This is a genomic window from Bacillus sp. SRB_8, assembly GCF_003264205.1.
Taxonomy (GTDB): Bacteria; Bacillota; Bacilli; order Bacillales; family Bacillaceae_G; genus Bacillus_A; species Bacillus_A mycoides.
Genome location: NZ_NADT01000044.1, coordinates 48,576 through 63,511, shown reverse-complemented (window position 1 = coordinate 63,511; position 14,936 = coordinate 48,576). Strand labels below are relative to the sequence as shown.

17 protein-coding genes, 1 pseudogene and 1 other annotated feature (1 of these 19 only partly in view) are annotated in these 14,936 nt (G+C 35.4%); of the genes and pseudogenes, 5 read left to right on the top strand and 13 right to left on the bottom strand.

Annotated features, from left to right (window positions below):
* Positions 1-20: 20 nt before the first annotated feature.
* The gene (locus tag B5P40_RS27095; RefSeq protein ID WP_002142517.1) at positions 21-215 is read right to left on the bottom strand and encodes a hypothetical protein; all 195 of its coding nucleotides are present in this window, start codon (positions 213-215) and stop codon (positions 21-23) included.
* Between the two features lie 331 nt (positions 216-546).
* Here B5P40_RS27095 and B5P40_RS27090 point away from each other — a divergent pair, with 331 nt between their 5' ends.
* Positions 547-906 carry a DUF3796 domain-containing protein gene (locus tag B5P40_RS27090; RefSeq protein ID WP_002190187.1) on the top strand — a complete coding sequence of 120 codons (360 nt, stop codon included), beginning with the start codon at positions 547-549 and terminating at the stop codon, positions 904-906.
* Positions 894-1,094 carry a helix-turn-helix transcriptional regulator gene (locus tag B5P40_RS27085; RefSeq protein ID WP_002084410.1) on the top strand — a complete coding sequence of 67 codons (201 nt, stop codon included), beginning with the start codon at positions 894-896 and terminating at the stop codon, positions 1,092-1,094. Before B5P40_RS27090 ends, B5P40_RS27085 begins: the two co-directional genes overlap by 13 nt.
* A 174-nt stretch (positions 1,095-1,268) precedes the next feature.
* On the opposite strand, the gene B5P40_RS27080 is transcribed toward B5P40_RS27085, so the two are convergent.
* The 4 genes from B5P40_RS27080 to B5P40_RS27065 form a co-directional block, all read right to left on the bottom strand.
* Complete coding sequence (locus tag B5P40_RS27080) at positions 1,269-1,580, bottom strand: hypothetical protein (RefSeq protein WP_002128289.1); 312 nt, start codon at positions 1,578-1,580, stop codon at positions 1,269-1,271.
* Complete coding sequence (locus B5P40_RS27075; protein WP_113710212.1) at positions 1,562-2,584, bottom strand: anti-sigma factor; 1,023 nt, start codon at positions 2,582-2,584, stop codon at positions 1,562-1,564. The genes B5P40_RS27080 and B5P40_RS27075 overlap by 19 nt, the downstream gene beginning before the upstream one ends.
* Positions 2,574-3,074, bottom strand: coding sequence for a sigma-70 family RNA polymerase sigma factor (locus B5P40_RS27070; RefSeq protein WP_113710211.1), 501 nt, complete (start codon positions 3,072-3,074; stop codon positions 2,574-2,576). Before B5P40_RS27070 ends, B5P40_RS27075 begins: the two co-directional genes overlap by 11 nt.
* A 257-nt stretch (positions 3,075-3,331) precedes the next feature.
* Entirely contained in the window at positions 3,332-4,294 is a 963-nt protein-coding gene (locus B5P40_RS27065; protein WP_002142519.1) for a tubby C-terminal domain-like protein, read from the bottom strand.
* 536 nt (positions 4,295-4,830) lie between these two features.
* On the opposite strand from B5P40_RS27065, the gene B5P40_RS27060 reads away from it, so the two are divergent.
* Entirely contained in the window at positions 4,831-5,328 is a 498-nt protein-coding gene (locus tag B5P40_RS27060) for a DinB family protein (protein WP_002142520.1), read from the top strand.
* 423 nt (positions 5,329-5,751) lie between these two features.
* On the opposite strand, the gene B5P40_RS27055 is transcribed toward B5P40_RS27060, so the two are convergent.
* From B5P40_RS27055 to B5P40_RS27045, 3 genes are all read right to left on the bottom strand, one after another.
* Complete coding sequence (locus B5P40_RS27055; protein WP_002128295.1) at positions 5,752-6,462, bottom strand: YjjG family noncanonical pyrimidine nucleotidase; 711 nt, start codon at positions 6,460-6,462, stop codon at positions 5,752-5,754.
* Positions 6,463-6,619: 157 nt separating this feature from the next.
* Positions 6,620-7,651, bottom strand: coding sequence for a tyrosine-protein phosphatase (locus B5P40_RS27050; RefSeq protein WP_113710210.1), 1,032 nt, complete (start codon positions 7,649-7,651; stop codon positions 6,620-6,622).
* A 180-nt stretch (positions 7,652-7,831) separates the two neighbouring features.
* Positions 7,832-8,554 carry a GNAT family N-acetyltransferase gene (locus B5P40_RS27045; protein WP_002190192.1) on the bottom strand — a complete coding sequence of 241 codons (723 nt, stop codon included), beginning with the start codon at positions 8,552-8,554 and terminating at the stop codon, positions 7,832-7,834.
* 123 nt (positions 8,555-8,677) lie between these two features.
* On the opposite strand from B5P40_RS27045, the gene B5P40_RS27040 reads away from it, so the two are divergent.
* Positions 8,678-9,517, top strand: coding sequence for a DUF2785 domain-containing protein (locus B5P40_RS27040; RefSeq protein WP_002013997.1), 840 nt, complete (start codon positions 8,678-8,680; stop codon positions 9,515-9,517).
* 17 nt (positions 9,518-9,534) lie between these two features.
* Positions 9,535-9,984 (top strand): NUDIX hydrolase, encoded by a 450-nt coding sequence (locus B5P40_RS27035; RefSeq protein ID WP_078176827.1) that lies wholly within the window; start codon positions 9,535-9,537, stop codon positions 9,982-9,984.
* Between the two features lie 96 nt (positions 9,985-10,080).
* Here B5P40_RS27035 and B5P40_RS27030 read toward each other — a convergent pair whose 3' ends face one another.
* The 5 genes and pseudogenes from B5P40_RS27030 to B5P40_RS27010 all read right to left on the bottom strand — a co-directional run bounded on the left by B5P40_RS27030 (position 10,081) and on the right by B5P40_RS27010 (position 14,733).
* Positions 10,081-10,461 carry a VOC family protein gene (locus tag B5P40_RS27030; RefSeq protein ID WP_078176826.1) on the bottom strand — a complete coding sequence of 127 codons (381 nt, stop codon included), beginning with the start codon at positions 10,459-10,461 and terminating at the stop codon, positions 10,081-10,083.
* 61 nt (positions 10,462-10,522) lie between these two features.
* A complete protein-coding gene (locus tag B5P40_RS27025; RefSeq protein WP_078176825.1) occupies positions 10,523-11,563 on the bottom strand; it encodes an ROK family transcriptional regulator in 1,041 nt (346 codons plus the stop codon).
* A gap of 123 nt (positions 11,564-11,686) precedes the next feature.
* Positions 11,687-12,880, bottom strand: a complete 1,194-nt coding sequence (locus tag B5P40_RS27020) for an MFS transporter (RefSeq protein WP_078176824.1) — start codon at positions 12,878-12,880, stop codon at positions 11,687-11,689.
* Positions 12,881-12,949: 69 nt separating this feature from the next.
* Entirely contained in the window at positions 12,950-13,513 is a 564-nt protein-coding gene (locus B5P40_RS27015; protein WP_078176823.1) for a maltose acetyltransferase domain-containing protein, read from the bottom strand.
* Between the two features lie 221 nt (positions 13,514-13,734).
* A pseudogene (locus tag B5P40_RS27010) lies at positions 13,735-14,733 on the bottom strand (tryptophan--tRNA ligase).
* A 51-nt stretch (positions 14,734-14,784) separates the two neighbouring features.
* Positions 14,785-14,936 (bottom strand) — a binding site (T-box leader) (it continues 56 nt past the right edge of the window).

Below are 14,936 nucleotides of genomic sequence, written 5' to 3'. Positions count from 1 at the left end.
TTTTACATTTTTCAGTTTTTTTAACCTTTAAAATAAATATAAACTCCTAATCCAACAATTAAAACAACAGCTAGTATTATATAAATCATCGTAAGTCGTTTAATATTTCCTTTTGTCGCTTTACTATAATTCGCATCACCATTTCGCCCAATTAACACCGTTCCAATTACAGTAATAACTACAAGTAATATAACGATCATTATCCCAGTTAACATTTCGTCCTCCCCCTCCTTACATCCATTTTACGATATTTCCCTTTTTATTTTACAGAATATTTAACCTTTTTTACTATTATTATGAAATAAATCGCAAAACTATTATTACTATGAATTTCCATATGTGATATATTTATAACATATAGTGATTTATCCCGCATTAACTGGCAGTAAGACTCCCACCTCAAATTTCGGCTGGAGCAAAGAAGTTAGGTAGGAGTCGTGCTGCCCGTAAACGCCCGATTGGTGAAGGCTAATAATCAGTGGGGGATGAACACCCCCCACTGATTAAAGTTTCACTTTATTTCTAACATCGAAAGGAGAATCTATCATGAAAACGACTTGGATTAAATATTTAGGATTTCTCGGTTTCTTTGGGTTTTTCGGATTTTTTTATGAAAAAGGATTGTTTACTATGTTTTGTTTTTTCTCCTTTTTCACGACGTATAGAAAAGTTCATCACGATGAGCTTTTTGAACAAATCGTCAATAAATCTTGCCGCAACGCCTTTATCGTTACGTTATTAACTACCGCTATCATTATCTTTATTGAAATGTTATTTCCGAATCCTACACTACAAGAGATTGATATTGCTCTTATTTTCAGCACACTCATTCTTACATTCGGATTCTCTACCTTCTTTTACGATAAACCAGTTGATGAAATGGAAGATGCACCATGGCGTTCGTAACGAAGATAAAAGAATACCGTGCCAAAGTACATATGACGCAGGAAGATTTAGCGAAAAAGGTTGGTGTACGTCGTGAAACGATTAGCCATCTCGAAAAAGGAAAGTATAACCCTTCCTTACAGCTTGCTCACGATATAGCGAGGGCACTACATAGTACGATTGATGAGGTTTTTATTTTTGAGGATTAATAAAGGGCACCAAGTTTAATATATAATACTGAATCGTGAGCGGAAAACATATCAACAAAACCACAGCCTAGATGCATAGTGCTCTCCTTTCAAATTTGATAGGTTCTTCTCTTATCTAGTTTACTTTTTACACATTAAAAAAGAGCGAATCTACATTCGCTCTTTTCCACATATTTATGGCGTAAAGCTTATCATCCAACCTAACATAAATCCAAATACAGCAAACAGTAACATAAAAACAAATAAACTACATGCCCACAATGCATATTTTCGACTTTTGCTTTTTGTGAGCATGCCTACGACTGAACACATCAATCCAGCTCCAACTATTTCTCGAAAACCTTCGCCTATAAATATTTCTTGAATAAGCAATGTAATGTTCAAATACAATAACGCTAGAAAGGCAATAATTAATGAAATAATACCCATCCACGTTTCCTGTTTATAAATATGACTCTTTCTTTTTTTTAAGAATGCCAATTCCATAATCTCGCTTCACCTACTTTCAAGTTTCTAACTTTTTCATGGCTCATCAATTTTTCAACTTCTCCTTTAGGTCCAGTTACAACTGCCCCGTATGTTTTTATCCCATTTTTTTCAAGGAAAGAAATGCGCTGTGACAACTCTAATGTTTTCGCTCTAGATAGCTTCACCGCTAAATCTTCATGCTTCCGTAATGACTTTAACACATCAATAAATTGTTCCTCATGAGGTGAGTCACTTAAAAAAGGACCACTTGGACTTGAAATCATATCTGCTGGAAAACCGATTGGGGCAACATACTGACCCTCATCATTCTTTTGCTTCTCCTCTAATCCTGTATTCACGGCATACCAAACAATATCAATAGTAGGAAACGTATCCGTTACCTCTTGTACACTTAATAATTCTCTAAAAGATACAAATGCTTCTACAACAGATTCTTGTGGAAGACCTTTTAATACCTGAGCTTCCTCGCTACTATTATAAGACACATTATAATTATTAGGATGAGATAATACCTCGTTATCTATATATGGGACTTCCGGAATTTTTTCATCTGTTGTATATTCACGGCTTACTTTCATTGCTCTACTTAATAAATAATCTGTTTTCTCTTCTCCTATTCGAATATCTTTCTTTCCTACCCTTTTATACAAATCAAAATGCAATTGTAAACTAAGCGGTAACAATGCTTGCTCCATATCCCTTTCTTTCATAAATACATTAGGTTCTGTTACACTTAATGTTTGATTTACTACATTCCGTATCTCCATCGCGTTTGTAGGTGCCAATGTATAATATAAAAGTGTAGATATATATAAAATAGGTTGAATAAGTAATAAAAAAGTAAATACAATCAACACATTCGTAATTCGAGCTCTTTTTTTACCTATTTTCAACACTTGCTGCTGTTTTCCATCAGGAAGTGAATCTGGTCTTTGATGAAGAGCTTCTTGTAACAATTCTTTATAATCTTCTTGTTCAGAATGAGGTTTATCATTTGTCATTTTGACTCTTTTCCTCCTTTAACAATTCTTTTAATCTCTTTCTCCCACGAAATATGTGACTTTTATAAGTATTTACCTTTAAATCTAATACAGTAGCACCCTCTTCGTACGTTAATTGATGTACGTCACATAATAAAATAGCTTGTGCCTCTACCACTGGTAAAGTATGAATAATCTGAATTAATTTTTCATAACTATTTTTTGCGACTACATACTCTTCTGTAGATTCCCCTGCTTGTATTGTCTCTAATTCCTCCGTTCCTACAAAAGATACTTTTTTCTCTTTCCTTACAAAATCAATAAACGTATGATATGACACTTTAAAAAGCCATGATTTTACCTTTTGGTTTTCATAGTCTTCTAGGTAAAGATACGCCCGATAAAAAGTCTCCTGCATCAAGTCCTCCGCTACGTGATGGCTACGAGAAAGGGAAAATAAATACCGGTACACATCGTTTATATAAACCTTATATATTTCTTCAATTTCCATCCCCCTCCTCCTTTCATATATAACACGAATAAGCGTGTTATAAAGTTGCATTATTTTTCCTTTTTATATTTTTTATTTATTAAAAAAGAAATAACATTTATACATTTTAATAACTATTTACAATTATAAACAAAATATGAGATGTTATAACTGTAAATTCCTAAAAAAAGAAAAGCGACAAAATGCAATCTTCACACCAGAACCACATAAAAAATACCGGTATCCTTCCCATGAAGAATACCAGTACTTTTCATTTATCACCCATACAAAACCGCATGAAATACACCTAACAGTAAGTATTGATCCTCTATATAATCCTCATCATATACATCCATCTCGATATAATACATATCTTCCTCAAGACGAATATTCCAATCTGCGATTACATAGCCGTTTCGTAATAATTTTCCAAGCCCAATTGAAGTTTTGTGAACAACATATTCTTCTGTCTTATATGTAAAAGTAAATAAGAAATTTGCATCTAATAACTTTCCGTCACATACAAGTATTTCATGCTCTGCATCATTATTATCGATGTACGTTACTAAAATCCTTCTTTGACGCTGCCTACTTACATCCTTTGCAATGACGCGAATATTGTTCTTACTATCCTTTATTTCATAAATGATATTACTACCGACTTTCGGAATGAAGTCTAGCACTTTCATCAACGTATTTTTATAATAGCCCCGTACTGCGCCTACTCCTTCGCTTCCATTGTAAACCTCTATTGAAGTCGTATCCGCTTTACTATCACACAGTCGTTTATAAGAAAGCTGCATCATTCGCTCTCCTCTTAAGTACTGATCAAACGTCACAGGATATCCTATCGCGCGCAGTTCCTTATTTAGCTCATATAAATAGCGTTGAACGCTCTCTACTAATGTTGTAGTTGATATACGCTCTTGAAGTTCAAATTGCTGCCAACTGGAAAAAACTCTCCACTGATCTTCCTCTTCATATACGAATCCGAGAATTACTTCCTCACGGTCACTCGTTTCATAATTCAATTGTTCTTTCTGCCCATGTTGCACTTGTTCCATCCACTGTCCTAAATAAATGCCAAGCTCTGCAACCTTCATGCATGACTTCTGAAAAAATACGCTGTCACTCACGCGAATCGTTAAATCCCCTTCAATAAAGCCATTTGCATAAGCGGCATACCGTGGCTCATCCTTCTGCGGGATAGCCTTGTCTAACTCAAATAAAAACATTAACATCCTTCACTCACCTCTAGTTGTTACACAGCTCATACATGACATCGCATCACTCTGAGAAACTATGTATATATGAATATTTAATTATCGCATTATAACACGTGAATGACCTTAGTATATTAGCGCTATTTTTGCTTCGCGAACTCCCTCATAATAGAATAACTATCCTTTTATTATTTTTTTCTTGACTTAGAGTTCACTCTAATTATTATAATCAACTCATAGTTCATTCACAATAAAATCAATTGGATAAAATTCAGGAGGGATCGGAAAAGCTAAAATCAAAAGTGGCTGATATTAACGCAGACCTGAATGTTGTCATTCGAACCTTTGATTTATCTGTTAATACAATTGTACATTAAGGTACTAATTAAATAAAAACCTACGATTTCCTGTACGTTAAGAAGTCAGTGATTCTTGCCTTATTTTACTTTCTCTTAATAGTCGTAAAGCTTCTATAATTTATTTAGTACATATAAAAAAGACGGAATCATAATATCAGCAAATTAGAAAATAAAACAGGATGGGAGTCAGTTATTATGGAGCAATCAAATAAAGCGTTTAGCCAGGCATTAGTAAAATCGTTAAGAGGGGAACGAGGACATCTTCCCATCAAGAATGCTTTGTCGGATATAGACGTGGCGCTTGCGGGAAAACGCAGAGAGGAACTGCCTTATTCTATTTATCAATTAGTGAAACACATGACCTATTGGCAAGATTTTCTCTTATTATCCGCTCAGGGGAAGAAGCCTGCATTGCCTGCCCATGTAAAAGAGAGCTGGCCTGAAGAAGAATGCCCTGGCAGTGAGGAAGAGTGGCAACAGATTATTCAGTATTTTCTTCAAGGGATTGAACAGGCATGCACGATCGCCCAAACTGTTCAATTGGACAAAACATTGGAGGAATGGCCTGATGAAACCCCTGGCGGTGTTCTACGGAATATTGCATCTCATAACTCCTACCATTTAGGAGAAATTGTGCTGATTCGCAGATTATTTAGTGCTTGGCCACCGCCAACAGGCGGATATCCGGTCTAAACAAGGAAAGGGTCCCACCTCATGCCCATTAACTTAAGATTTTGAATTACACCCAAAACGAAATTTTTACCACTTTACAGTTATTTATGAGAATTAAATTCATTTTTTTCATTACTGGGGAACAAACATTTTTTAAACTTGATGGAGATAGGGTATAAAAATACAAATTTCATCTCCGAAAAAAATAAAAAAACGATTGCTTGGATCCTAAGAGGCAATCGTTTTTTTAGCTGTTTGTAATGACCAATTACAAACAGCTAAATATATTATTTTGTGTTATTTCTGTTTTCTTTCAGTAAAATTATTTTGACTTGGTACCATCTTTTTTGTCTCATATCTTAGTATATGAAATTATATGCACGATTTTCAAATACATCTACCGTAACTTACAATATATCAACTATTCGACAAATCTTAACAAGATTAAAATGAGACTACCTTTTCTTCCGCCACTTCCACAATTTCTAAAATTTGTAGCAGGTTCTCCACTTCATAAGTCGGCTTAACACTCGTCGTATTCTCTTTTAAACTCGGATTATACCAACACGTATCAATACCGTAATCTTCTCCGCCTTTCATATCAGAAGTTAGCGAATCTCCAACCATTAGTACACTTGATTTATCAGTAATCCCAAACTTCTCAAAAGCATAATCAAAAATCTCACGCGCTGGTTTTTGATGGCCGACCTCTTCAGAAATAATAATATGATCAAAGAAGTTACATAAAGGCGAATTTCCAATTCTCGATTGTTGCACTTTTGTGTATCCATTCGTAATGATACCTAACTTGCAATCTTGAAGGTTCTCACATAATTGCACTGCACCATCTATAAGATGTACTTCTTTTCCTAAGTTTTCAAGGTATACATCACTAAATTGCTGCGCATCTACTTCTAGAGTATGAAGAGCAAATAATTGTCTAAATCGATCTACCGCTAATTCACTTAGCGTAATCATTTTATTCTCTAAATCTCTCCATAATCCATTACTAATCTCTTTATAACTTGCAAGATAATCATTATACCCTGTAGGCATGCCAAATTGTACAAACGCGTTATGTAATGCGTTTCTTTCTGTTTTAGGGAAATCTAATAATGTATCGTCTACGTCGAATAGTATTACTTTGTATTTCATGATGTTCGCCTCAATTCCTATATTCTCATAGCTTAATTATAGCAACAATAATAAAAGGAGGCTAATCCAATCAGCCTCCCTCCTCATTATTTATCCCGCATTAACGGGCAGTCCGATTGGTGAAGGCTAATAATCAGTGGGGATGCCCCCACACTGATTAAAGTTTCACTTTATCTTCTAGCAATAACACTTTCATTTCCTCTAACGATTCTTTCGTAAAGCCAAGAGCTTTTTCAGCGTATGCTTCCACTGATCCATATTGCTTTTTAACTTCATCAATCGCAGCTTGTAAATACTCAGCACGTGCTTCAAACATTGCACCTAATATTGCTCTACTTTCGTCGTTCTGTAATTTCGCACCTAAAAAGGCCATCATTTTTTCATTTAACTTTTCACGGAAACCGTTACTTAGTAAGTAGTCTTCCATTACTGTTTTTTCCGGTACACCTAGTAAAAGTAATAATAATGCTGAGCCAAATCCTGTACGGTCTTTTCCAGCTGTACAGTGGTTTACTAACGGTAAGTTTTCCGGGTTTTGCGCCAGTTTTAAGAAGCTCACGAATGCTTCATTACCACTTACGAAATCTTGATTCATTTTCACAAGATACTCGCCTGGTTTCCCTAACATAGAAAGGTCACCAACTTGGAAAAATTCATTTATATTCAAGTCTTTCGCCAAGTCTTGCATAACTGGTAAGCACACTTGACGAGCACCTGTAACACTTGGGTTCGGCTTATGCTTCACTTCAAAATCTGTACGGTAGTCACAAATTAATTTTAAGCTAGACTTCTGTAAATACTCGATATCCCATTCTGTTAATCCTGCTAATTCTTCAGAACGATACAATTTACCCCATTTTACTTTACGGCCTTCAGTCGTTTCATATCCTCCCATATCACGGAAGTTAAACGCACCTTGTAATGGTAATCTACGCTCAGCTACTGTCACTGCTTGTCCATTACTTCCTACTAACCTAAAATATGGACGCTCATTTTCACTCGGGTTTTCAATTGTACATGCTGAATCCCCACTTACTGTTACAAGTAATTCTCCATTTTCTTCAATATGATTTGGTGAAGTACTCCAATAAATACGAACTTCTTCTATATTATTTTCCCACTTTATATGTAACGTATTATCTTCATTTCGTTCTACAGTTGCTTGTAGCCAATTTCTTTGCTGCTCCATTCTTTCACCAACGCTTTCTTCGTATAGTCTAATCCTTCTCTATTGTATTATAGGAAAGCTTACTTTGTCGTTTCGATTTTTCTTTTTATCTTACAAACATGCAAAAAGTTCTTTTACTTGTTCATAAGTTGTACATGGATTCCCCCTAAATGAGTTCGAGAGAGTAAGCCATCCATCCTTCTAAAACCTTCTCACATATCGCTCAGTAGAGCTCAGCTGCTGACATCCGTTCTTTTCAAAGACATCCTTCATCCACTCGTTTTGTACATTTGTCTCGCCAATATAATAAGATGCGCCTATTTCTTTTAAGACAAACATTGCCCCTGTAAAGAACGCTGCTTCATACCCTTTATTTCGCATATTTGGAGCAACTGCGAAATACATAAGTTTTCCTTCTTCTAACGTACCTCTTTCAATATGCGGGATTACAATTCCTATTGGCTCTTCATCGATACTTGCTGTTAAACAATGTTCTTTCCATTGCCCACCTATTTCTTGTAGCATCGTATTTACAAATTGATCATAATCGATTTGTTCTCCCGTCACTTCATTCCACAGTGAATAAAAAGCGTCTTCGCCTATCTCTTCAATAAGCTTAAAATCAATATCACTTTCTATATCTTCCACTTCATATATATCCTTAAATACAATCATGTTTTCAGTAATATATTCAAATGAATACGTTTCGAAACATTTCTTATACACATCATAATTTGGGCTTTTTGAAGAAATCTCAAATTGCAATTCTTCTATTCCATCTTTTTCAGCTTCAGCAACGCAATATTGCATTATCTCTTCTAATTGCTCTTCTGTAAAAACCTCTGCATCATTTTCTTTTATCATTATAGAAGAAGCATTTTTTCTTATTTTAAAATGTTTTTCTAACTGTTCTATAGTCATCATATACTTCCCTCATCTATGTCATACTCGAATTTCTACTTGTTCTCCTTGCATGAGCAGGATTGTCCTTGAATATATAGAATACTAGAAAACATTGCATCTTTAAAGTGCGGAGGAGGTTCTCCATTGGATATTACAGCATTGCAACAACAGTTAGAGCTTATACAACAAAATGACTATACGCAACTGCAACATATAGATATTAATGAGTTAACGCTCAATATGCTTCAGTATATCGGAACAACTGATAGTTACGTTCGTTACCAACTTATATATAAATGTTTTGCACATTTCATTCATCATGAATTCCTTATGGATGATCAGTTGAAATTACTTCTACAAACTTGTTTAAGTGATGAGTATTTATATTGTGACATTCACTCCCCACTTACAGATGGGGTTTTCACACGTTCTTATACTGTTTCGTTACTTGCATTAATACTCCAATTCGCTAACTCGCACTACTTTTTTACAGAGGAGGATATCGAAGAAATAAAAAACAAACTCATTACATACACAAACTTAGAAATGGATTTTCGAGGCTATATTGAAAATAAAGGATGGGCTCATTGTCTTGCCCACGTATCTGATGCCTTTTCTGAAATTGTTCACAATTCCTATACGACCTTTGAATGGTACGAGGAATTAATTCATTGTTTATTAAATAAAATTTTCATCCCATCGGATCTTTTTCATAATAATGAAGATGAACGAATTGTTACACCGTTACTATCTATGCTATATCATGACTTTCCGCAAGATGAGTTAATTTCAATTATTTATAAAAAAATAAAAAGGCTTCCTCAAATTAGAAAACGTCTTTCCCTTAATGAGTATTGTATTTTATGCGCAAACATTAAAATCTTTTTACGCACATTATTTTTTAGAACAAAAGATGATCATAACTTAGCATTTACAGCACGTAAAACAGAAAAAATGTTAAAAGAACTGCCTAATTATTATTAAATATAAGGAGAAGAATTATGGGCTATATTGAAGACATGAGAAATCTAGTAGGAAATCATCCACTCATTTTAATCGGATCACACGCCATTATATTAAATGAGAAAAATGAAATATTATTGCAGCTCCGTACAGATTTTAATCGCTGGGGCATTATTGGTGGCGCCTTAGAATATAACGAAACGTTAGAAGACGCTTTACAACGAGAAGTATATGAAGAAACTGGACTTATCATTAAAAATCCAGAACTATTCCGTACATACTCAGGACCTGATTTCTTTCAAATCTATCCAAACGGCGATCAAGTACACGGTGTACTCGTTGTTTATATTTGCCGCGAATTCAATGGTGAACTTGTATGCGACCAAACGGAATCGAAAGAACTACGCTTCTTTCCGCTAGTTGAGTTACCTAGTAATCTTTCTCCTGTTATTGAGAGAATTATTAAGGCGTTTCAGCGCTCCAATTAAAAAACATTACATATTAAAACAACCTCATTTCCCGTTATTATAACGAGAAATGAGGTTGTTTTATTTCACTGTAAATCCTAATTATCCCCTTAATAGTTAGATTGTTATCTCAATCTGATTTCCTTCAGGATCACTTACTACACTTTCATAGTAACCATCCCCTGTAGTACGCGGGCCGTTTAACACATGGTACTCTGCTTCGCTTAATGTATTAGTTAATTCGTTCACCTTTTCTTTACTACCTACAGAAAAAGCAATATGCGCATATCCTACTGTTTGTGTTTTTATTTTATCGTCTATCCCTACTTGTCTCATAAGTTCTAGACGCGCACCACCTTCAAAAGTTATGAAATAAGATTCAAACTGCTTTTTCGGATTGTGATATAAGCTATTTTCTTCACCACCGAAGTACTGTTTATAGAAATCACGCATTCCTTCTAAATCATTCACCCAAATTGCTACATGTTCAATTTTCATAATCGACACCTTTTCTTTTATGTTATTCAACCGACAATTGGATGCTTCATTGCCAGCACATTTAATTTTCTTTATTTGTTCTAGTAATCATAAGATCAAGCCCAAGGCTTTTTAACCCAAATAAATAATCTTCTTTCCAATTACTCACTGTTATTTTCGGAATATGTTCTTCTGGAATGTACTGCGGACAACTTTTTACAATTTGCTCTATTACGAATTGATTCACTTCATCATCACAGAAGATAAACGCATGCGGGTTAATAATAGCTATACATGTAGCTATTAAACGAGTAATAGCATCTATATTATATTTTTCTGGATTATTTGCATCGTTAACTTCGTCTTCACTTCTTAAAGCTTGTAAGAAATTTTTATTATCGTACTGCGGAACGAAAGATATCTCTCCTGAAAAAAAGGTACTTCCTCTTACCACATCTCCATTTATCATAATACCTGCACCTGGACCATTTTGACCTGAATACAAATATACAAGAGATGAATTATCATCATTTCCAGTGTTTTTATAATAGCCAAGGACTGCGGCATTCATATCGTTTTCTATTACTACAGGTATAGAAAACAGGTCCTCCAAGTGACTTTTCAAATTAAAATTCTGAAACTTTTCATAACCAGGTATATAAAAAATACGACCATTATCAACCGAACCGGGCACACCAATTGATATAGAGCTTATTTTCGGAAATGTAGCTATAAGACTTTCTATATGTTTAGATAATAGGTTTACGCCAGTATCAATTAATACACTTGAAGTACTTCCTTGTTCTTTTACTTCCCCTAAACAGTTAAAAATTGTATAGTTCGTCTCATTTTTTTCTAAAAATATCGCTAAACCTAACATATATTCCGGATTATACGCATATCGTTTTGCTCTTCTTCCACCACTTGAATCATCTAAACCGACTAGAGTGATTTCTCCGTCTTGTTTCATTTTTTCTATAAATTTACTCACAGTTGGAAAACTGATTTCTAATGTATTACTAAGTTCAACTTTCGTTGCACTACCTTGCTCTAGAAGAGCTGTACGAATGCCGCGAAGGATCGTCTCTTTAATCGATTTTTGAGTAACAAATTGTTCACTCAAATCGCTCACCACCTTAATCAACATACTTATTAAACACTTTTAATAAGTTGCGTTGACAATATATCATACATCATTTTCTAAAGCAATAGAGATGATACATTTCCGCTGGCATGCACTCCTTATTTAGCTCGATTTATTCTCTCTCGTAACAGACGATACAATTCCAGACAAGAGAACAAATAATAAAACAGCTAACAAGGCATTGCGTATCCCGAATGCTTCCCCCAGTATACCTAAGAATGGTGGTCCGACTAAAAATGCTGTATAACCGATTATAGAAACTGCAGCAACATTAGAAGTCGCATTTTCACGGTCATCTCCAGCAGCTGACAGACCAATTGGGAACCCTAGCGCTGCACCAATCCCCCACAGTACTACACCAAATGCTAGAAAATACGAATTACTCCCAAATATTACGATTGAAATTCCTAGAATCGCCATCATAATGGTGGCACGTACGACAGCGACACGACCGAATCGATCAAGGAAATAGCTGCTACACATACGAGTTAACGTCATTGCTAATACAAAAATTGTGTACATAATAGAACCTGCCACTATACTTTGCTCGTGTCCATCTACCATCACGATAGGTAGCCAATCATTTGCACTACCTTCTGCAAATGCCATTCCGAGTACAAAAAGACCAATTAAAAGCACCTTTTTTTCCATACGTAAGGTCGTATGCTTCTCTCTCCTTTTGTTCCACGATTTCTCCTTCTTTCCTGTTCCATGCGGAAGAAAACGATACACCATACATACAAGTAATATAAACACGACCGAAATCGCAAGAAACTGATACAGAATCGGGATGTGAAGCGACGCTGCGACAGAACCACTGAGCGCGCCTACTAAAGTTCCTACACTAAAAAAGCCATGGAATTTCGGAAGAAGAGTTGTTCCTAATTTCTGCTCAATGGAAGAACCTTCTACATTCAATGCGACTTCCGCCAATCCGTAGCCTACTCCAAATACTAGTAAGCTACTAAAAGCCCCCATACTAGAAACAAAATAAATATTTATACCTAAACAAATCAATCCAACAATCATAAAAAACATACTGCCTATAATAACGTCTCTAGCTCCCTTACAGTCAATGAAGCGGCTTGCACTCAGTAAACCAATTATTGAACCGACAGATAGTCCGAATAAAATCCAGCCCATTTCTGCATTTGACACTGCTAACATATCTCGAGTAGCTGCTGTTCTTGAAATCCATGTAGCAAACGCGACACCTGGCAAAGCAAATAAGAGAAAAAGAGCATTTCGAGAGGCAAGTAATGTCTTTGTATGATTATACGCACTATTTTTCTTCATATGAAACACCTTTCACATTGTCTATACGATACGACACCAGTTTATTCATGCATCCGTGAAAAATGATTTCTATAAGTCTATCATTTTCATAACTTTGGCTGGATTACCACCAACTACTACATTATTAGGTACATCTTTTGTCACAACTGCCCCTGAAGCAATTACAGCGTTGTCTCCAATTGAAATACCAGGGTTAATAATAGCTCCCCCACCAACCCAAACATTGTTACCAATCTTTACAGGCTTTCCATATTCTTTTCCAGAATTCCGCTCTACCGGATGTAAAGGATGAGTGGCCGTATAAATATGGACACCAGGTGCAAACATACAATTATCACCGATTCGAACTTCACAAACGTCCAAAATAACACAATTGAAATTTGCGAAAAAGCTCTTTCCAATGTGGATATTGTAGCCGTAATCACAACGAAAATCAGGATTAATGTGGGTTTTTCCGTCAGCTGAAGAACCTAAAAGCTGCTCTAACAAGGTAAAGCGACTTTCATCACCAGTCTCCATCGCCTCGTTATAAAGGCGTGTTAAACGTTTTGCCTCCACCCTATCAGCTACTAATTCTTCGTCATCCGCAATATACATTTCTCCCGCTAACATCTTTTCTTTCTCAGTTTTCATCTAATCATCTCCTTCGTTATCGAATGAATCAAACTTATTAAATTAGTTTAATAAGTGACTTTAATGTTACTTATTAAACATGTTTAATAAGTAACCCTATATTAACATATTTTTATTAATATGCAATTAATAAATTCAGTAAAAAATGCGAATCCCTCATTTTACATGCAGATAAAACGAATAAATAATTAAGATTCACATAGAAAAAAACAAGGGAGCGCTCAGCGTCCCCTCTCAAATCCAATCTGTTTTTTAATTTCCACCAAATTCACCTTCGCAATAGCCCGCGCCCTCTCAGCACCTTTTTCTAACGCTTCATATAGTAAATGTGGATCATTCATATAATTTCCGTATTTTCCCCTAGGTCCTGAGAGTTCACGATTTACAACGCGGAATAACTCTTTTTTCACATCGCCCCATCCGATTCCAGTCTCATACTTTTCGCGTAACGCCTAAATTTCGTCTTCCTTCGCAAATTCTTTATATATCATAAATAACGTTTCTAGTTCTTTCGGTTCATTCGGAAGTGAGGAATCTGTTTTTATTTTAAATATTAACTTTCTAAGTTTTTCTTGCTCTGCAAATAATGGGATAACATTTCCGTAACTTTTACTCATCTTTCTTCCATCAAGTCCCGGTAAAATTGCCCCTTCTTCTTGTATGACATACTCTGGAAGCGTAAATGTCATACCAAATGTATGATTAAAGTACGTCGCAATGTCACGAGCAATTTCAATATGCTGAATTTGATCTTTTCCGACAGGTACATGAGTAGCTTGAAATAATAATATATCAGCCGCCATTAAAATCGGGTACGTATATAATCCCATATTCACACCTGCATCAATTTCTAATCCCGCTTCTTTATTTTGCTCTACCTTCGCCTTATACGCATGAGCACGGTTCATAAGTCCTTTCGGAGTTAGGCAAGCTAACATCCAAGCTAATTCTAGAATCTCTGGTACTTCTGTTTGTCGATAAAAAATAACATCTTCTCCAAGTCCGAGTGATAACCAAGTAGCTGCTACCTCTTTCGTATAACTACTAAACTGACTCGGATCATGCACAGCATTTAACGCATGATAGTCAGCTATAAAGTACAATGCTTTTCCTTCATTATTTTTTGACATTTGCAATGCAGGTTTAATTGCACCAATATAATTTCCTAAATGCGGATAACCTGTCGGCTTAATTCCTGTTAACATTATTTTTCCACTCATACTAACCCCTCCTTTCTCAAAATAAAAAACAAAAAGAGCCTCTCATCCTTAAAAAAGGACGAGAGACTCCCGCGGTACCACCTTAATTAGCTATCATTAGCTCACTTCATACTTCTATAACGTGAAGTAACCGTCTTTACCTACTCATTTCAGTTAGAAGCTCCAGAGCCCATTCCATATTCATCCCTTACTGATTCCCACCA